This window comes from Lachnoanaerobaculum sp. Marseille-Q4761 (assembly GCF_017565785.1).
In the GTDB taxonomy this organism is placed as follows: domain Bacteria; phylum Bacillota; class Clostridia; order Lachnospirales; family Lachnospiraceae; genus Lachnoanaerobaculum.
This window is the reverse complement of sequence record NZ_JAGEKB010000001.1, coordinates 1,172,648-1,196,555: the sequence shown is the minus strand read 5'-3', so window position 1 is coordinate 1,196,555 and position 23,908 is coordinate 1,172,648. Positions and strand designations below refer to the sequence as shown.

Annotated in this window: 22 protein-coding genes and 1 tRNA gene; 4 read left to right on the top strand and 19 right to left on the bottom strand. The window is 36.7% G+C overall.

All coding sequences use genetic code 11. The features are described from left to right. Positions 1-176: 176 nt before the first annotated feature. Genes J4O15_RS05515 through J4O15_RS05500 form a run of 4 tightly spaced genes read right to left on the bottom strand, consistent with a single transcriptional unit; the run spans position 177 to position 5,226 of the window. Positions 177-1,670, bottom strand: coding sequence for a glycoside hydrolase family 32 protein (locus J4O15_RS05515; protein ID WP_208099979.1), 1,494 nt, complete (start codon positions 1,668-1,670; stop codon positions 177-179). Between the two features lie 9 nt (positions 1,671-1,679). Continuing rightward, positions 1,680-3,356, bottom strand: coding sequence for an extracellular solute-binding protein (locus J4O15_RS05510; protein WP_208099978.1), 1,677 nt, complete (start codon positions 3,354-3,356; stop codon positions 1,680-1,682). Between the two features lie 20 nt (positions 3,357-3,376). Then, complete coding sequence (locus J4O15_RS05505; RefSeq protein WP_008752544.1) at positions 3,377-4,276, bottom strand: carbohydrate ABC transporter permease; 900 nt, start codon at positions 4,274-4,276, stop codon at positions 3,377-3,379. Positions 4,277-4,278: 2 nt separating this feature from the next. After that, on the bottom strand, positions 4,279-5,226 hold the full coding sequence (locus J4O15_RS05500) for an ABC transporter permease (protein ID WP_208099977.1): 948 nt from the start codon (positions 5,224-5,226) through the stop codon (positions 4,279-4,281). Positions 5,227-5,489: 263 nt separating this feature from the next. On the opposite strand from J4O15_RS05500, the gene J4O15_RS05495 reads away from it, so the two are divergent. Genes J4O15_RS05495 through J4O15_RS05485 form a run of 3 tightly spaced genes read left to right on the top strand, consistent with a single transcriptional unit; the run spans position 5,490 to position 7,769 of the window. Continuing rightward, the gene (locus J4O15_RS05495) at positions 5,490-6,551 is read left to right on the top strand and encodes a LacI family DNA-binding transcriptional regulator (RefSeq protein WP_208099976.1); all 1,062 of its coding nucleotides are present in this window, start codon (positions 5,490-5,492) and stop codon (positions 6,549-6,551) included. 4 nt (positions 6,552-6,555) lie between these two features. Beyond that, positions 6,556-7,191 carry a YesL family protein gene (locus tag J4O15_RS05490; RefSeq protein WP_208099975.1) on the top strand — a complete coding sequence of 212 codons (636 nt, stop codon included), beginning with the start codon at positions 6,556-6,558 and terminating at the stop codon, positions 7,189-7,191. Next, positions 7,188-7,769: a hypothetical protein gene (locus J4O15_RS05485; RefSeq protein ID WP_208099974.1), complete on the top strand. Its 582-nt coding sequence runs from the start codon at positions 7,188-7,190 to the stop codon at positions 7,767-7,769. Before J4O15_RS05490 ends, J4O15_RS05485 begins: the two co-directional genes overlap by 4 nt. Before the next feature lie 277 nt (positions 7,770-8,046). On the opposite strand, the gene J4O15_RS05480 is transcribed toward J4O15_RS05485, so the two are convergent. The 5 genes from J4O15_RS05480 to trkA form a co-directional block, all read right to left on the bottom strand. Continuing rightward, positions 8,047-8,952: a MetQ/NlpA family ABC transporter substrate-binding protein gene (locus J4O15_RS05480; RefSeq protein ID WP_208099973.1), complete on the bottom strand. Its 906-nt coding sequence runs from the start codon at positions 8,950-8,952 to the stop codon at positions 8,047-8,049. A gap of 71 nt (positions 8,953-9,023) precedes the next feature. Then, the gene (locus J4O15_RS05475; protein WP_208099972.1) at positions 9,024-9,704 is read right to left on the bottom strand and encodes a methionine ABC transporter permease; all 681 of its coding nucleotides are present in this window, start codon (positions 9,702-9,704) and stop codon (positions 9,024-9,026) included. Continuing rightward, the gene (locus tag J4O15_RS05470) at positions 9,697-10,731 is read right to left on the bottom strand and encodes a methionine ABC transporter ATP-binding protein (RefSeq protein WP_009219334.1); all 1,035 of its coding nucleotides are present in this window, start codon (positions 10,729-10,731) and stop codon (positions 9,697-9,699) included. The genes J4O15_RS05475 and J4O15_RS05470 overlap by 8 nt, the downstream gene beginning before the upstream one ends. Positions 10,732-10,812: 81 nt before the next feature. Next, positions 10,813-12,261, bottom strand: a complete 1,449-nt coding sequence (locus tag J4O15_RS05465; RefSeq protein ID WP_208099971.1) for a TrkH family potassium uptake protein — start codon at positions 12,259-12,261, stop codon at positions 10,813-10,815. Then, positions 12,261-13,619 (bottom strand): Trk system potassium transporter TrkA, encoded by a 1,359-nt coding sequence (gene trkA, locus J4O15_RS05460; RefSeq protein ID WP_208099970.1) that lies wholly within the window; start codon positions 13,617-13,619, stop codon positions 12,261-12,263. The genes J4O15_RS05465 and trkA overlap by 1 nt, the downstream gene beginning before the upstream one ends. 160 nt (positions 13,620-13,779) lie before the next feature. Here trkA and J4O15_RS05455 point away from each other — a divergent pair, with 160 nt between their 5' ends. Beyond that, positions 13,780-14,016 carry a hypothetical protein gene (locus J4O15_RS05455; RefSeq protein ID WP_009219331.1) on the top strand — a complete coding sequence of 79 codons (237 nt, stop codon included), beginning with the start codon at positions 13,780-13,782 and terminating at the stop codon, positions 14,014-14,016. Between the two features lie 46 nt (positions 14,017-14,062). Here the strand turns inward: J4O15_RS05455 and J4O15_RS05450 are convergent, their stop codons facing one another. From J4O15_RS05450 to J4O15_RS05405, 10 genes are all read right to left on the bottom strand, one after another. Beyond that, positions 14,063-15,133 (bottom strand): SH3 domain-containing protein, encoded by a 1,071-nt coding sequence (locus J4O15_RS05450; protein WP_208099969.1) that lies wholly within the window; start codon positions 15,131-15,133, stop codon positions 14,063-14,065. A 49-nt stretch (positions 15,134-15,182) separates the two neighbouring features. Next, positions 15,183-16,007, bottom strand: a complete 825-nt coding sequence (locus J4O15_RS05445; RefSeq protein WP_009219329.1) for a CvfB family protein — start codon at positions 16,005-16,007, stop codon at positions 15,183-15,185. A 9-nt stretch (positions 16,008-16,016) separates the two neighbouring features. Continuing rightward, complete coding sequence (locus tag J4O15_RS05440) at positions 16,017-16,727, bottom strand: acyl-[acyl-carrier-protein] thioesterase (protein WP_009219328.1); 711 nt, start codon at positions 16,725-16,727, stop codon at positions 16,017-16,019. 25 nt (positions 16,728-16,752) lie between these two features. Then, on the bottom strand, positions 16,753-17,400 hold the full coding sequence (locus J4O15_RS05435; protein WP_009219327.1) for a gamma-glutamyl-gamma-aminobutyrate hydrolase family protein: 648 nt from the start codon (positions 17,398-17,400) through the stop codon (positions 16,753-16,755). Positions 17,401-17,470: 70 nt separating this feature from the next. Next, positions 17,471-17,542: transfer RNA gene (locus J4O15_RS05430), tRNA-Gln, on the bottom strand. A 50-nt stretch (positions 17,543-17,592) separates the two neighbouring features. Continuing rightward, complete coding sequence (locus J4O15_RS05425; protein WP_208099968.1) at positions 17,593-19,302, bottom strand: heparinase II/III domain-containing protein; 1,710 nt, start codon at positions 19,300-19,302, stop codon at positions 17,593-17,595. Between the two features lie 3 nt (positions 19,303-19,305). Beyond that, entirely contained in the window at positions 19,306-20,187 is an 882-nt protein-coding gene (locus tag J4O15_RS05420; RefSeq protein WP_009219325.1) for a carbohydrate ABC transporter permease, read from the bottom strand. A gap of 9 nt (positions 20,188-20,196) precedes the next feature. After that, on the bottom strand, positions 20,197-21,114 hold the full coding sequence (locus J4O15_RS05415) for an ABC transporter permease (protein ID WP_009219324.1): 918 nt from the start codon (positions 21,112-21,114) through the stop codon (positions 20,197-20,199). 128 nt (positions 21,115-21,242) lie between these two features. Next, complete coding sequence (locus J4O15_RS05410; protein ID WP_208099967.1) at positions 21,243-22,895, bottom strand: extracellular solute-binding protein; 1,653 nt, start codon at positions 22,893-22,895, stop codon at positions 21,243-21,245. A 314-nt stretch (positions 22,896-23,209) separates the two neighbouring features. Further along, positions 23,210-23,902: a hypothetical protein gene (locus J4O15_RS05405; protein WP_208099966.1), complete on the bottom strand. Its 693-nt coding sequence runs from the start codon at positions 23,900-23,902 to the stop codon at positions 23,210-23,212. Positions 23,903-23,908 lie beyond the last annotated feature (6 nt).

The following is a 23,908-nucleotide window of genomic DNA, read 5'->3' as shown; positions in this document are numbered from 1 at the left end:
ACGTTTTTTGGTATTACGCTTTTCTTTGTATCTTTATCTGTAATATATCACAATCCGTAATAGTTGTCAATGTTTTTCTCTAAAATATATTAAAATTAATTGTTGAAGTTACTCCTTATTTAAGCCTCGAAACAAAAAAAGATTGCGAAACGAATCTTCTCGCAATCTTTTTTTACTTACATTATAATATCCTGTTTTATAATATCCATCAATGCATCGCCGTCGCAAGCAAATGTAATATCCCTTGCCGATTGTTCTGTATAAATTGCCGTTGTCATAGTCTGCTCCCCATTGCCGACAAATATTTCACAGCTGTAACGATCAAGTATAATACGAAGTTTGATGCTCCCATCTTCTATATTTGGCACAAACATTCTTCTTTGATGTAGAATCGCCCTTCTTGTACCTGAAAATTTGCGATCTATCTTTACAATACCTTCATATGGTCTGATGCTCAAGGAAGTATAAGTTCCTCCCCCTTTTGCAAAATAAATGATAAATTTATAATATGGATTTTCTGCATCTTTTGCACTGATTTGAAGCTGCAAATCCAAGACTCTGCCATTTATCTCTTCAAGTTGTACCTCTTTACTTTGAGAAATCTCAACCCCTTTATACTCCACTTTGTTTTTTAAACAGGTTTCATACTCTTTCGTAGGTTTTTGATACAGGCGATTATTCTCAATCAAAATCTCTCTTGGCAATGTCATCTGCCCTGCCCAAGCCTCATCATGAGCACGAATGGCACAGGCATCCCAGTTTTGCATCCAGGCAATCATTACCCTTCTGTTATCTTGTGTTTCTATGGTTTGATGTGCATAGAAGTCAATACCATAATCAACCGCCTGATTGTATTGCTCCTTAAATTTTCCTTTTTCCTTATCGAAATCTCCGATAAAGCATATATTCCCGTTTCCATTGTGATATTCAAATCCCACTGGTAACATATCCTGCGGACTGGTTAAAAGCACATGCTTACCGTCAAGTTCAAAGAAGTCCGGACATTCCCACATCTTACCGAAACGGTTTTTATTTTCATCCAAAGTGCTGAAATATTCCCATGAAAAAGCATTCTCACTTCTAAACAGAAGGATTTGTCCGCTTCCGTCAGCAATTCTGCTACCGACTACCGCCCAATATATACCCTCATTATCCCTCCAAAGCTTCGGATCACGAAAATCAATCTTACTTGCCCCATCAGGTAAATCAGCCTCCGTCAAAACCGGATTATTCTCATATTTGACATAATTTAATCCGTCTCCGATTGCAAGACATTGAGTCTGACAGTCAACCATTTCTCCTTCTTCATTTTCCGCTCTTGTTACACCTGTATACATCAAAAGATGTCTTCTGTCATCCAGTTCAATAGCACTCCCCGAAAAACATCCGCAGTCATCATATGGCATATCAGGTGCAATCGCCGCCGGCAGATACTCCCAGTGAAGCAAATCCTTACTTACTGCATGTCCCCAGTGCATAGGTCCCCATTTTGAATTATATGGGTTATACTGATAAAACATATGATACATACCTCTGTAAAACGACAGCCCGTTAGGATCATTCATCCACCCTACATAGGGACTTAAGTGAAATGCAGGACGCATTTCTCCTATTATTTTTTTAGAATGCTCCTTCTCATATGCTCTTGCTTTTTCTAATTTAAGGCTCATTTTTTCCTCCTACTGCCCCAGTGCTTCAAAATATTTATCTAAATACGATTGGTAAATTTCTAAAAACCTTTGTAAACCATAGGCATCCAATTTTTTAATATATTCATTCCAATCCTCATCACTCATACCATTCATTATCCAATCGGATTTCTTTGTATTTATTTCCTTTTTTATATCTGCCAGAAGATTTGATATTTCCTCGGTATCTTTTTGTGACATAAATACATTGGGATAAACATATTTGGTATTCATATCAGGTGTATAAATATCCTTGATCCAATCAAGCCTATACTGTGCATCATCCGGAACGGTAACATAAACATTATAATACTCATTCAATATTGCAAGCGGACCTCCCACACTCTGTGCTTCTCTAACTTCTACCGGTGAAACATCCCCTAAAGGTGCATGCTTTAGCATCGGCTCACCTTTTGAATTGGTTGACATCTCAAAAATATTAAATTTATCCTTTTCCCCATAAGTACCCCAATTGTTTTGTGGAGACTGTATCGGTGCATACATCTGATCAAGCCAACCGCATACCAGTGCCGGATGCTTTGCAAGCGCTGTAACTACACATCTACCTCTGTCAAATCCGCTTGTAAATGATCCGTTCTGAGGTGTTATATTTCTTATATCTGCAGTAAGTGCCGGCAGAGGAACCCAATCTTTAAGATTATCTATATTTGCAATATCCCAGGTAAAGCAAACCCCATATCTTCCCGACTTTCCCTTTGATACATAGGTTGACCACTCCTGTGTAAAGCATTCCGGATCAATCAGCCCCTTTGCATATAGCTTGTGTAACCATTTTATGCCTTCTTTATAGCCTTCCTGTGTTGCCGCACTGATAACTTTTTTATCTTCAGTCACTGCAATATGTCGGTCTTTATCCGCATCTCCATATCCCTCACCAAATCCGTTAATTAAGATTGCCGGATCTTGGTCACCATTATTCACTATACAGGACATTGGAATAATACTGCCTTCTATGTTAAACTCCGCCTGTATCTCAGATGCATGGTCTTTGAATTGTTGCAATACATTTTCAAATGATTCAATATCCGTAGGAACTTCAAGTTTTAAAAAATCCAGCCACTTTTTATTTATATAGCTCATTCCTCCTACAGTCTGAATTGCCGTCTTTCCCTCTCCAAGCTGCTCTATCCATGGCAGTGAATATATATGACCGTCTGTAGCCGTTACCATGGCCTTATACTCCGGATATTTTTCAAATACCTTATTTAGATTCGGCATATCCTTTTCTATATAATCTTCAAGAGGAATTATTACTCCCTGATCTGCATATTTTAATAAATTGCTGTCACTAAAGCCGCCTGAAAATACAAAATCCTGTAAAGTCTTATAATTTACCATTTGAAGTGCAATCTTATCTCCCCACTGATCACTTGGTATGGCAGTCCAGTCTACATGCACATTGGTTTTTTGTTCCAAACGTTCAAATATGGCTCTTTTATTGGGATCAGGCTCAGATGCCGTAGGGTATGAAATCAAACCGGTAATAGTCTCTTTTTCCTTTAACGGAAAGGTATAACTCTCATCCAGAGCCTGTTTTGTATCTGTTCTATTGTAGCCGAAAAAAAGCTCTCCGCATCCTGTTGTAGTGAATACGACTGTTGCAACCACTGTAAATATAAATACTTTCTTATATATTTTTTTTATCATAATGACACCCTCTCCATAAATCAGCCCTTTACAGAACCTGCCATAATACCCGCATCAAAATATTTTTGAAAGAACGGATACATTGCAATCAAAGGTAAAGAAGAAATAATAATAGTTGCATATTTTAGCAACTCTCCAAGCTGTGCTCTTGCTGCCGTACTCTGAATATCCGCAATCATTCCTGATTGAGGCTGGTTTTGAATCAATATGGCACGAAGAACAAGCTGCAAAGGTTGTTTAGACTCATCACTTAAATATACCATTGCATCAAAGTAACTGTTCCACATTCCGACAAATTGCCAAAGTACAAGTACTGCAATCACAGGCTTACATACCGGCAATAAAATTTTAAAAAAATAAGTCAATTCGTTTGCCCCATCCACCTCTGCAGCCTCACGAAGCTCCGACGGAATATTTTGATAGTAAGTTCTTGCAATAATCATATTCCACACACTGAACGCCCCCGGCAGAATAATTGCCCACATACTGTTTAACAAACCCAAATCACTTATAACCAAATATGTCGGAATCAATCCTCCACCAAAGAACATGGTAATAACGAATATAATATTAAGCACCTTTCTTCCACGAAAATCCGTTCTGGACATCGGATACGCTGCAAGAAGTGTAATCATCACGGATATTGCTGTAAATACTACAGAATAAACAATGGCATTATAAAATCCCACCCAAATCTGTTTGTTACTTATGACACGCTGATATGCCGTAGTTGTCCATTTACTGATATCAAAACTTATTCCGCTGTTTTGTAATGTTACAGGATCAATAAATGAAGCCACAATGATATATATTATCGGAATAATTATTGAGAAAACAAAAAGTCCCAAAAAGATATTTCCGCCAAGAATAAATACTTTGTCCGAAGCACATTGTGCTAAAAATGATTTCTTCCTCCTCATATCTAAATTCCCTTTCCGTCATTCATCTTTGCTATAATCTTGTTAATAGCAATCAACAAAACGACATTGATTACAGTATTAAACAAACCTACTGCTGTAGAAAAGCTGTAGTCTCCATCCAAAAGACCTTTCTTGTATACATAGGTTGCTATAATCTCAGATGATTTCAAGTTCATATCTGTTTGTAATGCATAAGCTTTTTCAAATCCTATGCTCATAATATTTCCTGCCTGCATAATAAACTGAATTACTACAATATCTTTAATAGCCGGCCAATCAACAGCCTTAATCTGTTGCCAAATATTTGCACCGTCAAGTTCTGCAGCCTCACGAAGTTCCTGACTCGCATTGGATAGTGCCGCCGTATACATAATAGATGCCCAACCTGCTCCCTGCCAAATACCTGAAATGATATAAATACTGCGGAATGCTTCCGGCATTGTCATAAAATTTATGCTTGATCCAAAAAGGTGATTAACCGGTCCTGTAACTGAAAGAAGGATTCTTACCATACCGCAAAGTACAATTACCGAAACAAAATTCGGCATATAAAGAATTGTTTGAATTTTCTTTTTTATAGTGTTGCTTCCTATCCTGTTTAATAATAATGCCAAAATTATAGGAACCGGGAAACCCCAAACCAAGCCATAAGCACTCAACTTTAATGTATTAGACAAATATCTTATAAAATCCGGTGAGGAGAGAAAACGCTCAAAAAACTTAAACCCGACCCATTCGCTTCCAACTATTCCTCTTATAGGATTAAACTTTTGAAATGCAATTAAAATACCACCCATTGGCAAATATCTAAATATAATTGTCAATAAAAGTGCCGGTCCTATAAAGATAATGTACAACTCCCAATGCTTACGCATATAGCTAAACACTGACTCCCGCTTTTTTGCCGCCCCTGAATGCAACACATTCACATCTTGATTATTTGTTGCCATAAAATCCTCCTTTACAGTATATTTTTTATTAAGAACATAATAGTTTTATTTTTACATAATGTCAATACTTTATTTTACATTTGTAAAACTATTTTTAGAATTAATTTTACATTTGTTTATTTAAATCTTCACAATGTAAGCAAGCTATGTTATAATATAGCCTGAATTATATATTAATTGTTTAGAATTGTTTAATTTACATTTGTAAACAAGCAATTTTATAATTATATAGTTTATTATATAATTAATTGAAAGGAAGAAAAATGTCACAGAGAGTAACTTTACAGGATATAGCCGATGAATTGGGGGTTTCCAGAAATACGGTATCAAAGGCGATAAATAATACAGGTCTTCTTTCCGAGTCTACAAAAAAGAAGGTCCTGGCTAAGGCTGTCGAGATGGGCTATAAGCAATTCTCATATGTGGACTTTGATAATGTCAACAAGCAGCTACAAGCCAAGAACGATAAAACAGAAATAGCTTTGCTTACAACATGGTTTTTAAACGGATCACATTTTTCTGCACCTATGCTTGATAAGTTTCAATTGGAAATTTCAAAGTTCGGTTACTCTATGAGTATGCATATTATTCGTGATGAAGATATACAAAATCTCACATTGCCTGCTTCATTACATAATGACAGATTGGCAGGTATTATGTGCATAGAAGTATTTGACTATGACTATGCGTCCATGCTTTCAAAGCTTGATATACCTATTCTTTTCGTAGACACTCCGGTAGATCTTGACAAGAAACCTATATGTGGGGATAAACTTTTGATGGAAAACTCTTCACCCATTATTTCGTTTATTTCAGACCTGAAGCAAAAAGGTATATCCCGCATCGGTTTTATCGGTGAATATATGCATTGTCAATCTTTTTTTGAAAGATATATGGCATATCGTACAGGAATGAACATCCATCAATTGGAAATCAATGAATCATGGTGCCTCACCAAAAACAAGCCGGGAATTTTACATCCTGATAAAAAGGACTATAAGTCTTATATACAGGAAGAATTGGAAAAACTTTCCGTTCTCCCACAGGTATTCATCTGTGCCAATGATTTTGTAGCTTTAAATTTGCTTAATGTCCTAAATAAAATGCAGATCAAAATTCCTGAAGATATTAAGATTCTGGGCTTTGATGATGCTCCTGAAGCACGCATTATCAGTCCCAAGTTATCAACCGTGCATATTCACAGTCAAATTTTAGGATTTTCAGCAACACAACTTTTACTTTCAAGAATCAATGAGCCTGATATGAACTTTAGAACCATGCACTGTGAAACAAATTTAGTTCTTCGTGCATCCACAGGAGATTAAGCCTATGAAAAACCTCTTTAACTTTGACAATCCTATAATGAACTTTATAGGAAAGCTGCTTGACTGTTTTTTACTTAATATTCTTTGGCTCTTATGTTGTATTCCGGTTATAACTATCGGTGCATCTACAACCGCACTTTACCATTGTGCTATAAAGCTGTCAAAAGATGAGCCATTATACTTATTTCGGGATTTTTTTCACTCGTTTAAACTAAACTTTATCCCTGCAGCCAAGCTGACCATGATTTTCCTTGTTATAGGAATTATACTTGGTATAGATGCCTATATCTTTTTGCATATTAAAATACCGATGCTTCCATGGTGCATCGGTATGGGGCTGTTAGTACTTTTTGCTATTTGCTATACCATTACTTTACTCTATGTATTTGTTCTTCTGTCCCGTTTTGATAACAGTATTAAAAATATGATTTTCAATGCTTTTGCTGTAGGAATACGCTTTATATTCTGTACTGTTATCATTGCCGCCATTCACTTTATTGTATTTTATATCTCTATAAGATGGTTTGCACCTCTTATGTTCCTTGGTATGGGATTGATTGCATTTTTAAGTTCTTATTTTTTAAAAAATGTGCTTTTTTATATTGAAGAGAGCCAAAATAAAAGGGGAACACCTCAATGAAAGATTATGATTTGCATGGAATAAAAAAAATAGAATATATACTGGATTATTATAAACTCCCTATTGTCCTTAGTATTATTATAATTTATATATTTTGTTCCCTATCTTATAAATTGATTACAAAAAAGAATACATTGCTGAGTGTAGCCGCCATAAATATAGAGATTTCAAATGATAATATTCCAAAATTTTCCGATGACTATCTTCTAAACAGAAATTTCAGCAGTAAAAAATATAATGTAAACTTTTATAATAATCTTATATCAGAGGGGAATCCAAATGACGGGGCTTCATATGAGTATGCCTATGCATCATCCATGAAACTGCTTGCCCTTATGACTGATAAAACACTTGATATTGTTTTGATGGATGAAAAGGCCTATCAGACCTTTTCAAACAATGAATATCTATACAATCTTTATGATTTGAACCTTTCCGAAAATACTACAAACAAGCAGGATGCAATACTTATTTCAAGTCCACATTTTTCAGATGAAATATATATCGGTATTATTCAAAACAGCCGACATTTGGAGGAAGCCGTTCAATATATCAATTACTTAATAAATGTCTTATAAAATATATAAAAGCCGACATCTCTGTCGGCTCGAATTTTTGGGAGGAGAGCCGAAATATATCGGCTCGAGTATTATGAAAAAAATCTTTTATTTTATAGACTCGCTATCTCTTGTCTATGTAATGAATTATAGAAAACAAAAGTGGCTAAAGTTTGTTTTTTGTGTAAAAGGTTTTTGAATTAGGTATGAACAATATATGAACTTGAAACCTCTCTGCAATAAAAAAGACCGGTACCTATTTTAAAAATATATACCGGTCTTTTATCATATTTAATTTTTACTTCCAGGCAGGTATATAAGCTCCCTTGTAAACCTCTTCAATAACCTTCTTTACATCATCACTCTGATATGCCTTTACTATCTTTTGATAAATCTCATTGTCCTTATCCTCGCTTCTTGCAACGATGATATTTACATAAGGATTATCAACTCCGTCCTCTACCTTCTCAAGGAAAATAGAATCGGTCTTTGGATTTAATCCATTGTCTACCGCATGTCCGCCATTGATTACGGCAGCTGCCACATCAGGTAAAAGGCTTGGTGTATTTGCAGCCTCAACCTCTGTAAACTTTATATTCTTTGCATTCTCTGTAATATCATTAAGTGTAGGTGTATATCCCGCATCAGGATTTACCTTTATAACTCCCGCACTTTCAAGTACCTTTAAAGCTCTTCCGCCATTTGTAGCATCATTTGGTATGGCAATGGTATCTCCGTCGTTTAACTCTGAAAGATCTTTAATCTTCTTTGAGTATACTCCCAGAGGTGCGATAATTGTATCACCGATTGCCTCAATCTTATAACCGTTGTCCTTAATATCATTTGCAAGATATGCCTTATGCTGGAATGCATTCAAATCAATCTCACCGTCATTTAATGCTCTGTTTGGAAGAGAATAGTCTGCAAACTTTACAAGCTCCACAGTGACACCTTCCTTAGCCATAGCCTCTATTACAGGATTCCACTGCTCATTATTCTCTCCTACAACACCAAGTTTAACCTTGGAAGTTCCTTCTGTTTTAGCAGCATCCGCCTTTGAGCTTTCAGCTGCTGTACTCTCTAAAGAACTCTCTGTATTCTCTCCTGCCGCAGTTGTTGTATCCGCCTTTTGGCTTGAACCACATGCGCTAAGTCCCAAAGTTAAAATAGCACCTACCGCCAATAATTTACTTAATTTTCTCATAAATAAACCTCCTATTATGATTATATATTTTAGTAGCCGACCGGATAATCCGGACTGTTACGTAAAATCGATTAATGTGTACTCTTTTTTATTGCTCTGTTTCCTATACTCTGTATTAAGCTTACCATTATCAGTATTATAATTACTGTAGCATAGGTTACATCTGTCTGATTTCTCTGATGACCGTATCTTATCGCAAAATCTCCCAGACCTCCGCCACCTATGGCTCCCGCCATTGCGGTAAGTCCAAGCAGTGAAATAAATGTAATCTGAACACCTCTTATAATGCCCGGTAAACTCTCTCTAAGATATACTCTGAAAATAATCTCCACAGGTGATGAGCCCATACTCTGTGCCGCCTCTATAAGCCCGGTATCCACTTCATACAGGGCACTTTCAATCTGCCTTGTAAAAAAAGGTACCGTACCGAATACCAGCGGAAGTATCGCTCCCTTTGTTCCTATCGCAGTTCCTACCACCATTCTGGTAAAAGGTATCAGCGCCGCAAGAAGTATTACAAAAGGTATTGACCTGAATACATTGATAAGTTTATCAAGTATATTATAAATAAAAGCATTTTTTAATATACCTTTAGGTGATGTGACCACTATCATAACTCCGAATATGATTCCGAATATAAGTGAAATCGCACCTGATAATATCATCATATTTAAAGTCTGTAAAGTAGCTTCTATAAGTTCATTCGGCTTAGCCGATATGTTCGGCAACAGAATGTGTAAAAAATCATGCATCCTTTATCACCTCCACTCCAACCTGCTTATCTTCCAGATATTTGACCGCCGCATCCATATCCTTTCTTTCACCGCTTACTATTGCCACGGTTCCGCCTATAGGTGCATCCTTTACTATCTCAACATCCGCATAAATTATATTCAGGTTTATATTAAACTTTCTGGACACCTCGGAAATCAATGCTTCGGAAGTGTTTGCCTTTTTATAGCTGAGTCTTAATATAATCTCTCCCGGATTTAATTTTGCCACATCCGAGCCCGATGCTATAAGCCCCTCTATCTTTTGAAGATTTGAGGTGGTCTTTATAAAATCCTTGGTGATTTTATGCTTCGGATTTGCAAAGATTGAGAATACATCCCCCTCTTCCACCACATTTCCGTTCTCCATTACCGCAACCCTGTCACAGATTTGTTTTACTACAGACATTTCATGTGTAATAACCACTATCGTGATTCCAAGCTTTTTATTAAGGCTTTGCAAAAGCTCCAAAATAGAAGATGTTGTCTGTGGATCAAGTGCCGATGTCGCCTCATCACATAAAAGTACCTTCGGATCATTAGCCAAAGCTCTTGCAATCGCCACTCTCTGCTTTTGACCGCCTGAGAGCTGACTTGGATATGCATTCTCCTTGTCCGCTATATCTACAAGTGATAAAAGTTCTCTAACCTTTTCTCTCTTCACTTCCTTTGAAAGTCCGCTTCCAAAAAGTGAATACTCTACATTACCTGCAACCGTTCTGGACGGCATCAGATTAAAATGCTGGAAAATCATTCCGATCTTTTTTCTTGCCTTCCTGAGTTCTCCGGCATTAAGATCCGTCAAATTCTTACCGTCCACAAATACCTTTCCGGTATCCGGTCTTTCTAAAAGATTTATACATCTGACAAGTGTGGACTTTCCCGCTCCGGAAAAACCTATAATGCCAAATATCTCTCCCTTTTCTATCACTAAAGATACATCCTTTACCGCATGTACGGTATTTGTTCCGGCACTGAAATTCTTTGTAACATTTTTCAGTTCAATCATTGTATCTTTATTCCTCTTTCCTATGAATTTAGTGGGTATTATAAAGCACCTGCAAAAAAATTGCAAGTGCTTTATAAAAAATTATTTATCTTTTCCTATTCTCCATACACCCGGATTCAGCAAAAGAAGCATCGGATAAAGTTCCAATCTTCCTGCCAGCATATCAAATGTCAAAACAAGCTTTGAAAAATACGAATATACATTAAAGTTTGCCATCGGTCCGACCTTTGCAAGTCCCGGTCCGATATTATTAAATGTAGCCGCCACGGCTGTGAAATTGGTCTCAAAATCAAAATTATTCAGTGCTAATAAAAACATTGAAATCACATAAATCATAATATATGTCAGCATAAAAACTCTGATATTATTAAGTACGGGCTTTTCAAGCACCTTGCCGTCCATTCTGATGGTTTTTACACCTCTTGGATGAATATAATAACCGATTTCCTGAAATACAGACTTTAACATAACTATTATTCTGGAAACCTTGATTCCTCCACCCGTACTTCCTGCACAGGCACCGCACATCATAAGGAAAATAATTACATTCCTTGAAAGTTGCGGCCATAGGTCAAAATCAGTGGTCGAATATCCCGTGGTGGTGATAATCGAGCCGACCTGAAATGAGGCATGATTTAATGCTATTAAAATATTATCAAAATATCCTCTGATATTTATCGTGATAATAACTATGGCTGCAAAGATGATTCCAAAATACCATCTCACCTCTTCCATCTTAAAAGCATCTTTTTTATGCTTTCCAAGCAGCAAGAAATAAGCATTAAAATTTACACCGAATAATATCATAAATATAGTGACTACCACCTGAATGGCATAGGAGTAGCTTCCGAGGCTGTCGCCCTTTATTCCGAATCCTCCCGTTCCTGCCGTACCGAAGGTAATGCAGAGTGCATCAAATACAGGCATCTTTATAACTACCAAAATAACAAACTCTATAACAGTCATTACCAGATATATAAGATAGAGAATCTTTGCCGTATCTTTAAGTCTCGGTACAAGCTTACCTACCACAGGTCCCGGGCTCTCCGCCTTCATAAGATGCATATTGTAGCCGCCTGCCATTGGAAGGATTGCAAGCAGGAGTACAATAACTCCCATACCGCCTACCCAATGTGTAAAGCTTCTCCATATAAGTGATGTATGGCTTAGGCTCTCCACATCCTCCAAGATACTTGCTCCTGTAGTGGTAAAACCCGATACGGTCTCAAATAATGCATCTATAACATTGGGAATCTCTCCTGTGAGTACAAACGGAATCGCACCCACCACACTGAGTACTATCCATGAGAGAGCCACCATTACAAAGCCCTCTCTTGCAAAGAATACATTTTCAAATTTTTTCTTACTGGAAATCAGATATCCTATAATGGCGGACACCGCACCTACAGCCAGATAAGCCATTCCCTCATGTTCACCATATATAAGTGATGTCACTGCCGGTATCAAAAAACAGGCAGACTCAAGCATCATAACCTTTCCCACAATATATAATATAATTGAATAATTCATTACTTTAATATATCCTCTAAATTTTGCATACCTGTAATTCTTGTTATAATAATAACCGAATCATTTTTATGTAAGGTGGACTTACCGTTAGGTATGATTACCTTACCGTCTCTGATAATACCTGCAACAAGTACACCATCCTTTATAGGCAATGCCTCCAAGGTTGCACCGGTCATCCCGGAATCCTCTCTTATATAAAATTCCAATGCCTCTACCTTGCCATGTATTATCTTATACAGTGCCTCCACATTATTATTTCCAAAGCTGTTTTGTAATCCTCTTACATATCTTACAATATATTCCGCTGTGATATGCTTCGGATAAATCATACTGCCCAAATCAAATTTCTCTATGATATCATCAAAGGCAATGCGGTTTATCTTTGTTACTATCTTTGCATTGGACACACTCTTTGCATAAAGTGAAAGGAATGCATTTTCCTCATCAATTCCTGTAAGTGAAACAAAGGAAGCACATTTTTCTATGCCCTCCTCCAGTAATACATCCTTATCCGCTGCATCACCATGTATGATTACAGCTTCAGGAAGAATTGCTGAAAGCTCCTCACATCTTTCATATGATTTTTCTATTATCTTTACCTTTATTCCAAGCGGCAAAAGCTGTTTAGCCAGATAGTAGGCAATTGTTCCTCCTCCTACTATCATGGTATCTCTTACACCATTGCTGTTGCATCCGACTTTCTTAAAGAAATCCTTTGCATTTTCTGTGGAAGCCACAATACTTACAATATCTCCGCTTTGAATTATAAAGCTTCCGTTAGGTATGATGACCTCCTCGCCTCTTTCCACCGCACATATAAGTATATCCGACTTTATATTTCTGCCGACATCAATAAGGGTTTTCCCAACCAGAATATTATCCTCGGGGATTTTATATTCCAATAATTCCACTCTGCCTCTTCCAAAGGTATCTATCTCTATAGCTGAGGGGAATCTTAAAAGTCTTGCCATTTCTGTAGAAGCGGCATACTCCGGATTGATAGTCATTGCAAGTCCAAGCTCTTTTTTCATAAAGCCGATATCCTGACTGTATTCCGGATTTCTTACTCTGGCTATCGTATGTTCAGCTCCCGCCTTTTTTCCTACCATACAACATAGGAGATTGAGCTCATCCGATTCCGTAACTGCAATCAAAAGGTCAGCATCCTCTACTCCCGCTTCTTCCAATATACTATGTGTGGCTCCGTTTCCTGTAACTCCCATCAAATCCAGTCTGGTCGCAAGAGCTTTCACCACCTCTTCATCCGTATCCACTATTACTATATCATGTCCTTCAACACTAAGTTGCTCGGCAATAGTTGAACCAACCTTACCGCAGCCTACAATTATTATTTGCATTTTCATCTCCATTATTGAAATAATTAGATTTTGTTAGCTTATAACATTTGCCTATTGTAGCACAATACAAATATATTTACCATATCAAACAAATTCACTTCTTTACTCTGCATATCTATTTTGCTATACTGTAAAAAAACATATTTGTATGGAGGTTTATGTGAAAGTACAAAATATCAAAGATGTTGATGCTTTTTTTAAGGTAATCGATGAATGTAAGGGAACTGTTGAATTGGTTTCTCCTGAAGGTGACCGCATCAATTTAAAGAGTAAGCTTACACAGTATTTGTCAATGGCAAATATCTTTTCAAACGGCTATATCAAGGAACTTGACCTTGTAGCACATGATAAAGATGATGTAGAAAGACTGATTAAATTTATGTATCAGGGTGAATAGAATATATTTCCCAAAATGTCCGACAGGATTTCCTGCCGGACATTTTTTAATTTCTATATGCATTCTCCGTCTTATAATTTTCCACTATCCTGTATTTTCTGCTTGGACTTGTGGTGTCATACTGCTTTTGGTATGCTCCGTTATCATCCACCCAGTAATAGACACCGCTTACGGCTGATTTTATATAACAGCTTACAAAAAGATATGAGTCCTTGCCAAAGCAATAGTCCTTGCCTCCTATATTCTTCCATTCCGCCTTGGCATATTTATAATCCTTATCTACATACCACCATCTTCTGTTGTCATTATAATCCTTTATCCAGCCTCTTACATAGTTTCCGCTTATAAAGCCCTCAGATATATGAAACCATGGATTGTATCTGCTGGCTATTCTACCGCTTGCTTTTACCGCTTCTCCAACACTTAAGTTTTTTACAACTCCTGCACTTGTATTTGGAGCTGTTCTTATCCTTACTCCACTGCCTACAATAGTCAAGTTTGCAGTAATGGGTATCTCATTTGCAGCCGGTTTATATGACTGATTAGGTCCACTGCCGGGGCCGGGCTTATTTCCCTGATTCTGGTTATTACCGGGACCGGGCTTAGGACCTTTACTATCATAGTCAGGTCTTGCAAAGCCTACTATTGTATAGCCTCTGCCGTCAAAGTTTCTGGTCATTTTCATTACCATACCGCCATTTGCAATATCGGTGCTTCCGGTATTTCCCTCTATGGTTTCATAGCTGCCGTCTTTATTTACCGCCACCACAAGACCTGCATGATTTACTCTTCTGCTCTGCCCCACTCCATTACTCAAAATAAGTATAATATCGCCCTTTTTTCCACTGTCAAAGAGCATATTTTTATCTTTATAATGAGAATATACAGTTTCTGTGGATGCGGTCTTCATTCCGTCACAAAAGACATGGCTTGCCCCGCTCATTCTGAAGATATCCCAAAGAAAGGTCACACACCATGGATAAGAACGGGCACTGTTATCATATACCTCCTGCCCGTAGTAATTTGTATTAAACGATACATTATTGCTCTCGGGAGGATCTTCGCTCACTCCGATGTACTCCCCCGCCTTTCTTATCACATTATCCATCAAAGACATATCCGACTCCTTTCTAAAAAAGACCACAGAAACTCTGTAGTCTTTTATATTACTGTTTTATCCTGATATCACCATCTGTTATCTCTATCCTGCCATCCTTTAAAAGATGACCTACAGCCCTCTTAAAAGCATTCTTACTAAGCTGCAGCTCAACCTTTATTCGCTCCGGAGAAACGCTCTCGTCAAAGCCAAGGCTGCCGCCCCTGCTCTCTATTATATTATAAAGTATATCAGCATCCGTAATCAATTGTCTATAGGCTTTCTTTCTTGGACTCAAATCCAGCTTACCGTCATCTCTTACTCTGATTACTCTAAGCTCCAATCTGTCGCCTATCTTTATATTTTCAAAACTCTCATTAGGCGGTATCATTCCGTTAAACTTATCATCCACAGCCACAAATATACCTATCTTTTTAATCTCAAAGACAGTACCGACCACTTCATCATCCTTTTTATAAGGACTGTTTGGGGACAGATGTGAGTAAACCTTTGCACTGGCTGCAAGTCTGTGACTCTTATCCTCATAAAGATATACAAGTATCTCATCACCCTCATTTACCTTGCCCACAGTCTCCTTAAAAGGTAAGAGTACATCTCTCTCAAGTCCGATATCAAGGAATGCACCTATTCCTGTGGTGGACTTTACCAAAAGCCTTCCAAGTTCCCCTACCAAAAGCTTTGGACGCCTTGTGGTGGCAATGAGCCTGTCCTTGCTGTCACGATATACAAACACCTCCAACTCACTTCCGATTTCACAATCCTTTGGTACTTCCTTCATAGGCAATAGTACATCTTCACCGCTTCCGTCTGTAAGATATATACCAAAATCCTTTTTTCTATCCACTTTCAGGCTCTGTATTTTTCCCAGTTCCATAAAAACCCCTTAATATTCAAACTTAACAATGGCATAGGTATCGCCATCAGTATCTGCAAGATTTACAATATAAAAATCTTTACCCTTTGTGATTCTTGGCAATATTACATCATCCAATACTGCCGCTCTCTTATATTGTACACTTATTTTTTTTACTTTAAAATCTTCTTTTATAATATTTTTTGCCTTACTTACATATATGGCATTATTCATATGATGGTTTGTATCCAAATCATTTTTGCTGACAATAATCTCACTGCCAAGTTCATATTCCGTGGGAATCTCAAACTTTCTGACAATCTTTGTCATATCAAATCTTTGTTCATTTCCTGCCAGATATTTTTCCAGAGCTTCTACTGTAGGTTTTGTAGGTCTTTTATTATCCAAATCATAATGAAACCAGATAGAATCAGCCTTTACCAAAAAATCCCCTTTTGCATCTTTTAAATAGAAATTTCTATATCCGTAAAAGCTTTTAAAATCATATGCAAAAGTGCCTACCTCTACATTATCAGCCAATACAGGTAATTTAATGATATCTATCTGCCAGGAATTTACCCACCATGCCTCTTTTTTGCCCTTTAAGTATTCTATTCCCAGCCCCAAATCCTCTGATTGAAATGTTGAACAGTCCTGAAAAAGATTCAAAAGCCCAAGTAATGACAGTTCTCCGTTTTCTCCAAGTTCACTATATCTGATTCTTTCATTAAATGAATACATTTTGCTACCTTAACCTAACTATCTTCTATTTTAAAAGAGATTTGAAATATTTAAAAATTTCCTCTCCCACTACGGCATCATCTCTTCTTAGTTTATATGACATTCTCTCCGGATGAAATTGTGTAGCGATAATAGGCAATTCCTCATGTATAACAGCTTCACATACTCCATCTTCCGACTCTAAAACTCCCTTTAAACCGGCTCCTAACTTTTTAATTCCCTGATGATGTGCCGAATTTATATAAAAGCTTTTGCCATAGAAATTTTCAAACAGATTGCCGTCTTCCACACTTTTTACACTGTGCAAACTGTCATTTTTATCTTTTACCGTATGAATTTCTTTGGTCGCTAAATCCTGATGAAGACTGCCTCCAAAATATATATTTATAAGCTGCATTCCTCTGCAAATACCTAATATCGGCTTTTTTGCCTTTACAAAAGCATCTAAAATATCTCTTTGCGCCTTATCAAGTTCTCTGTCAGGCTCTTCCGATCCGTTCATCTCCTCGCCATAGTATGCCGGATCTATATCTCCTCCGCCCGGAAGAAGCAATCCGTCACATGCCATAGCTTCATCTATATTTAAAGTTGTAATGACTTCAATATCATTTTCCCTTAGAGCCTCAATATAATTTGTCAAACTTTCCGTACCCGCCAGTGCTACCTTCTTCATAAAAAATCCTCATCTATATATACTAAAAAACTCCCACAAACATCTTTGTTTGAATGGGAGTTATATAAAGCTGGGCTACTAGGATTCGAACCTAGAAATGCTGGAGTCAGAGTCCAGTGCCTTACCATTTGGCGATAACCCAAAACTGACCTTGATAGAATACTCTATCCTGCCGGTTTTGTCAATAGTAATTTAAAAAAAATCAAAGATAAATTTCATTTTTGCCATGGAAATGCCGTTATCTTCTACACCGGCAAACTGTATCTGCCAAACGCTCTCATCCATGCCCTTATGATTTTTAAAATAAATCTCTTTTAAGCTTATATCTTTATCGCCCTCTGATATCTTAATACAAAGTGCAGCCCTTTTTCCGGTTAATATTATTTTATTATCTTCTATTTTAGGTTTTATGGGGCTTATAAGATTTTCTCTAAGGCTGCCCCCTGACTTTTTTAATCTATCTTCTATAAGGATATCACCCTCACTGTAATACTCTATTTTTCTCTTAAGGCTTATATCATCAAGCCCGTAAGCATTTGCATAGGACATATCCACCTGACCGCTTTTTGGAGATTTAAAGCTCAAGCATTTATACTCTTTGCCGGCTCTTTGTTCCTCTTTGTTTATAAGCGGAACATTATGCGACAGACTTCTGTTATTAAAAATCTTATATCTTGTATCTTCCCTAAAATAATCCTTAGTATACTCACCACAGCCAAGATCTGTAAGGAAAATCTCACCGTCACAGCTTAGTATAAAACTTCCGATATCATTATGATTATGAGGCTCATTATTATTGCCGCCCTTTAGTGCCAATCCGATATCTTTATTCTTCCATACAGCCCATTGTGCATCCTTATAAAATATAAATTTATATAGATTTTCTTCTACAGACTTATTTTCAGATTCATTTTTTTTCAAAAATTCTTTTACCCATAAATAATCCTCTAAATTTGCCATAAATCTATAACAATGATCCGTATCAAATTTCATAGCAAATTCCATAGGCGGGATTTCAAATTCATCAAATTTACTTTTCAAAAAGCAGCTAAGCCCCGGTCTGAATCTGTCATTTGTCGAACCGTCCGAAAAGCTTATGGTATTCCCTCCGGGTAAAAAGCAGTTTTGCTGAAATAACACTATGCTTTTCATGCTTTTATTATTAAATAAATCCTTACTTCCATCACTGTATTTATAAAGCTGATTTGCAAAGCCTGTAAAATACTCCATACCATAGGTAAAATAACTAAGCCCTTCAAGACAAACTCCGTCATCACTAAAGCCTTTAAGATACCGCCCCAGACAAATTTCCACTCTGTCAAGTATTTTATCTCTATTGCCCTTATCGGGTAAATACAGTGAAGCACTGCCTATACTTGATGCACATACCGATATCCAGTTGTTAGTCCAGTTTTCCCATCTGTGATATCCGTATTCGCTTTCTACATAGGGTTTCAGCACTCTTTTTTCTACATTTTCCTCTATTGTAAGCAGACATTTCTCAGATAATATATCTTTAAGATAATAGTATATACATGAAAGTGCCTGTGCGGTTTCCGAGGAAAAAAGATCCACTGTATATTTCCAATCTTCTTTGCTTAAATCCACATGAGCCGGCAATGCCCAGGTGGTTTCTTCACAGATTGAATATATTATCTCTTCAAGCTTTCTTATATATGCATCTTCCTTATACAAAAATACCGCAAAGAAAAACACATTTAAAAACTTTCTTCTCTCAAAATATATTTTTTCATATATAAGACGGTTTCCCATCTTTTCATACAGCAAAAACTTCTCCTCTGTAAGTAAAGGCAAGTCATTATACAACAACTCGGTGCTGTATTTTTTTATATCCTTTTTAAATTCCTCATGATATGTCTTTACATCTTTTAAACATCCCATAAATTATTCTTTCACCGCGCCAATCATAATACCCTTGGTAAAATATTTCTGTAAGAAAGGATATGCACATAGTATAGGCAAAGTTGCAACTATAACGGTCGCATATCTGATAGTCGCTCCTACAGCCTCCAAATCGCCTGAGGATACTCCCTGTGTCATAATTGAGGTATCATTTGATAAAAGTATCTCTCTAAGTATTACCTGAAGAGGATACATCGCTCTGTCTGTAAGTATTGTGGAAGCCCAAAACCACCCGTTCCATACACCTACACCATAGTATAAAAGCATAACCGCAAGCACGGGCTTTGAAAGAGGAAGAACTATTGAAAATAATATTTTCATATGTCCCGCTCCGTCAATTCTTGCAGCCTCGCATAGAGATTTTGGTATACTCTCAAATGATGTCTTTAAAATAATCATATTGTAGGTGCTTATCATAAACGGAAGTATCAGCCCCCAATGGCTGTTCATCAGATGAAGTGATCTTAAGTTCTGATAAAAAGGTATCATTCCTCCGCTTATAAACATTGTCAGGGTGATAATAAACATCAAAGGCTTTTTAAACATTACTCTTTCCCTTGAAAAAAAGTATGCTCCTATAGATGTCATTGTAATCTGTAGCACAAGGCTTATTACAAGTATTTTTAAAGTATTCAAATAACCTGATAAGATCATTTTATTTTTAAATACTGCAATATATGCCGCAAAATTCGGCTTAATAGGTAATAAAAGCAAACCGCTGTGCTGCATTATAAGATTTCCGTTTGACAGTGAAGCCATCAGTACATACCATATGGGATATATACAGACTAAGGCAAGTATGGATAAAATACAGATATTAAATATATTAAATGCACTTATGGCATAAGAATCTTTCTTTTTCATTTTTCCTCCTTACCATAAACTCGTTTCACTGACTTTTTTACTCAGTTTATTTGCCACCAGCAGGAATATGAAATTTATACATGAGTTAAACAGACCTATTGCCGTTGAATAACTCCAGTTTCTCTCCAATATTCCCACCCTGTAAATATATGAGGCAATAACATCGGCAGTTTCGTATGTAGCCTCATTATATAGCAGTATTGTTTTTTCATAGCTTGATCCGAGGATTTGGCCCAGCCTTAATATAAGCATAATTATTATAGTGGTGCTTATTCCCGGCAAGGTCACATGGATAAGTTTTTCCCATCTGTTTGCTCCGTCTATTGACGCAGCCTCATAAAGCTGCTCATCTATTCCCGATAATGCAGCCAAATATATTATTGAACCCCATCCGATTTCCTGCCATATATCGGAAGTTATATATATCGTTCTATATAAAGCGGGATTTTGGATAAGAGATGTTCTCGTTCCTCCAAAAAATTCAATTATATCATTTATCAGTCCCGTGCTTTGTGTAAATTCCTTTATAATACCGGTTACCACAACCAGTGAAATAAAATGCGTCAAATATGTCGCTGTCTGTACTGTCTTTTTTATTTTCTTTTGTTTAAGTTCATTTAAAAGTAATGCAAGTATTATCGGTGCCGGAAAACCGAAGGCTATCCCGTATACACTTAGTAAAATCGTATTTCTCAGTATTCTTGTAAAATACGGACTCTGAAAAAATCTTGTAAATTGTGCAAATCCTACCCATTCGCTCCCTTTGATTCCAAGCCTCGGGTTGTAGTCCATAAAGGCAATAATTGCACCATACATCGGCTTATAATGAAATATAATATAAAATATCAAAACAGGCAGAACTAATATATACAAACTTTTATTTTGCTTTATGTCCTTTTTTATTCTGGAAAATAAATCGCTTTTCATATCATCACCTTTATAGAGGCTGTCACAATACAGATAAATAATGTTCAATACCGGTAGTTTAATTTATATTCTACCATAGTTTGGGCATTATATTCTTAAAGCAACAGCCCCGTTTATATTATATCCAACTATCTTGCATTGTATCTTTCCAATGCCGCATTCTCCATCTCCAATACCTTATCTATTCCCATGGATTTGATGGTACTTACATAAGTATCCCACTCGGACATATCCATAGTTCCAAGAATAAACTTTAATGTACATTCATCTCTGTATGTATTTATCTCGGTCATTATTTTTGCTATTTCCTTGCTCTCTTCGGCATTAGGTGTAATAGGCGGTACTGTATACTTTGCGGTATTTGTATCCGACCATAATTTTAGGGCTTCCTTTTGCTCATCAAGTGCAAAATACTGTAATATATACTCTTCATCCTGAATGAAAGGACCATTGTAATTTGCTCTTACATATCCTGCCATAGCATGTGTTATAGATAAATTCGGATTCTTTAATAAAGTATCTGTGTATACATGCTTGCCGTCCTCAAGAGTATAGCTTACTCCCTCCGTACCGAAATTATAAAGTATATGTCCCGCATCACTGTATCCGAAGTCCAAAAGTCTTGCAGCTACCTCTACATCCTTACAGCTTGTAGTAATTGCCGCACATCCGAGTCCGCCCGGATAAAAATTATCCTTTTGTCCCATTTCAGGCTTTTGTCCTGCTTCAAGTGTAGGATATGGTGCAGCCACCAATCTGAAATTACTGTTTGTTTCCTGTCCCGCCTTGGTCCAGTTGCCCATACCGCTTCCACCCCATGCAAATGATGCACCGGCTGAACCGTTTGTTATCTTTGCGGCTACCTGATCATTTGTAAGTGTTGCAAGATCGGGATCTATAAGTCCGGCTTTCATCCACTCACTCATCTTTTGAAGATAATTTTTATATCCGTCCTCAATAGCGCCATAAGCTATCTTTCCGTCCTTCATATAAAATGTTCTTCTTGCATTATACGCACATGCAAAAGGATTATGATTGGTTAAATCAGGTACTGAATACCAATATGCAAAAGCTCCTGTAGCTCCTTTTTTCTCTTTAAAAGCTGTCAGCACCGTTTCCCACTCATCTATTGTCTTAGGTACTTCAAGTCCGAGCTCCTCAAGCCAGTCGGCTCTAAGCATAGGTCCCATACTGGTAAGTAATAAATCCCCACCTCTTATAAACGGGAAGCAATAGTAATCTCCGTTATCGGTTCTTATCATCTTATCCACATCCGGATGCTCTTTTAAATATGCCTTTATATTAGGACAATATTTATCAAATACATCATTTAAAGGTATGATAACTCCGTCATCTATAGCCTTTTGCGGTCCTCCATCATATCCGAACCACTCCCATTCTATAACATCGGGCAATTCTTCATCAAGTAACAGAAGGTTAAACTGCTCCTTCTCCTGACCTACCGCCGGATGTCTGAACTCTACAGATATTCCCGACTGTTCATGCAGACCTTTATAAAATTCCGTTTCACCTAGATTCCCATAATTTGCAGACACATTTGCATTTAACGGTGTCCAATAAGTAACTGTCTTATCCGTTTTCATCGGATAGGCAAAATCCGTATTCTCCGCCACGGATTCCTTTGATGACTCATTCACAGACTCATTTGAACCGTCCATTGCCTTATTGTCTGCCGCTTTCTGCGAACATCCCGCCACACTAAGTCCCAACATACTACATACCAATAACAAACTACCTAAACTTTTTAAGCTCTTCCTCATATTACCTCCTAAATTTTGTTACGATATTCAACTAGTTGTCTTTATTTTATATGAAAATACCTCAAATTTCAATCATTTTTTCATAAATTATATGTTTACATATATTAAACACTATAAATTATCTCTAATATAATATGCTGATATGTATAATTACTTTGTTATTTTTGTATATGTTGTACACTCTCTTCTTACATTTTCACCAATGAACACTATTTACCAATACCACTACATATGTCAATATATACTTTAGAGAAAACTAAATTCCAAATATCTAAACAAAAAAGTCACAGAAGTTTATACTCCTGTGACCTGCACTATTCCCATCTTTCAAATAAATCTTCAAACTTAAGGGTATCATCTTTTTTAATAACTTTACTCCTGCCGTCTCCGTAATCATAACTGACAGTCGTCCATGTATTTCTTTTTCCTGATCCTATGCATACAAGTTTATCCAAAACTATACTGCCTGAAGGCAACTCTTTTTTCAAAAATTCGCACAATTCATCTAAATTTTTTATATCGACAAAATAACTTATGCCCTGTTTAAAAGTTATAGGCTCATACCTGCCGTCATCTTTATCCCATATCCTGATGCATTTCATATTTTGATTGAAATTACTTATCCTCTCGGCTGTTTTGGAACTCTCAATAAGACAAAATCCTCCCTGCCCATAAGTATTTTCTATTTTATAATCCTTAGATGTATCATCTTTTTCATTTTCTATATCTACATTTTTACCGTCATATTTAACATCATAGATATTACCTTTAAAATCCATATATTTTAAAGCGGAGCAGGTTGCATTTGCCACCATACATTTTACACTTGCCTCATACTTAAAATCTTTTTTTAAACTCGGCTTTGAATAATCACTCATATCATCCAAAGTTTTTGACCTTGAATACTCAAGCATATCATCATCTAAGCTTTTAGGCTTTGACTTGATAAATTTTATTAATATCACCAAGAACAACAGTACAATTAAGGATATTATAATTCCTGTCATATCGCC

Bases quoted from the DNA above. Each gene is read 5' to 3' on its own strand.
- J4O15_RS05515 (WP_208099979.1), bottom strand. From the start codon at position 1,670: ATGAGCCTTAAATTAGAAAAAGCAAGAGCATATGAGAAGGAGCATTCT.
- J4O15_RS05510 (WP_208099978.1), bottom strand. From the start codon at position 3,356: ATGATAAAAAAAATATATAAGAAAGTATTTATATTTACAGTGGTTGCA.
- J4O15_RS05505 (WP_008752544.1), bottom strand. From the start codon at position 4,276: ATGAGGAGGAAGAAATCATTTTTAGCACAATGTGCTTCGGACAAAGTA.
- J4O15_RS05500 (WP_208099977.1), bottom strand. From the start codon at position 5,226: ATGGCAACAAATAATCAAGATGTGAATGTGTTGCATTCAGGGGCGGCA.
- J4O15_RS05495 (WP_208099976.1), top strand. From the start codon at position 5,490: ATGTCACAGAGAGTAACTTTACAGGATATAGCCGATGAATTGGGGGTT.
- J4O15_RS05490 (WP_208099975.1), top strand. From the start codon at position 6,556: ATGAAAAACCTCTTTAACTTTGACAATCCTATAATGAACTTTATAGGA.
- J4O15_RS05485 (WP_208099974.1), top strand. From the start codon at position 7,188: ATGAAAGATTATGATTTGCATGGAATAAAAAAAATAGAATATATACTG.
- J4O15_RS05480 (WP_208099973.1), bottom strand. From the start codon at position 8,952: ATGAGAAAATTAAGTAAATTATTGGCGGTAGGTGCTATTTTAACTTTG.
- J4O15_RS05475 (WP_208099972.1), bottom strand. From the start codon at position 9,704: ATGCATGATTTTTTACACATTCTGTTGCCGAACATATCGGCTAAGCCG.
- J4O15_RS05470 (WP_009219334.1), bottom strand. From the start codon at position 10,731: ATGATTGAACTGAAAAATGTTACAAAGAATTTCAGTGCCGGAACAAAT.
- J4O15_RS05465 (WP_208099971.1), bottom strand. From the start codon at position 12,261: ATGAATTATTCAATTATATTATATATTGTGGGAAAGGTTATGATGCTT.
- trkA (WP_208099970.1), bottom strand. From the start codon at position 13,619: ATGCAAATAATAATTGTAGGCTGCGGTAAGGTTGGTTCAACTATTGCC.
- J4O15_RS05450 (WP_208099969.1), bottom strand. From the start codon at position 15,133: ATGTCTTTGATGGATAATGTGATAAGAAAGGCGGGGGAGTACATCGGA.
- J4O15_RS05445 (WP_009219329.1), bottom strand. From the start codon at position 16,007: ATGGAACTGGGAAAAATACAGAGCCTGAAAGTGGATAGAAAAAAGGAT.
- J4O15_RS05440 (WP_009219328.1), bottom strand. From the start codon at position 16,727: ATGTATTCATTTAATGAAAGAATCAGATATAGTGAACTTGGAGAAAAC.
- J4O15_RS05435 (WP_009219327.1), bottom strand. From the start codon at position 17,400: ATGAAGAAGGTAGCACTGGCGGGTACGGAAAGTTTGACAAATTATATT.
- J4O15_RS05425 (WP_208099968.1), bottom strand. From the start codon at position 19,302: ATGGGATGTTTAAAAGATGTAAAGACATATCATGAGGAATTTAAAAAG.
- J4O15_RS05420 (WP_009219325.1), bottom strand. From the start codon at position 20,187: ATGAAAAAGAAAGATTCTTATGCCATAAGTGCATTTAATATATTTAAT.
- J4O15_RS05415 (WP_009219324.1), bottom strand. From the start codon at position 21,114: ATGAAAAGCGATTTATTTTCCAGAATAAAAAAGGACATAAAGCAAAAT.
- J4O15_RS05410 (WP_208099967.1), bottom strand. From the start codon at position 22,895: ATGAGGAAGAGCTTAAAAAGTTTAGGTAGTTTGTTATTGGTATGTAGT.
- J4O15_RS05405 (WP_208099966.1), bottom strand. From the start codon at position 23,902: ATGACAGGAATTATAATATCCTTAATTGTACTGTTGTTCTTGGTGATA.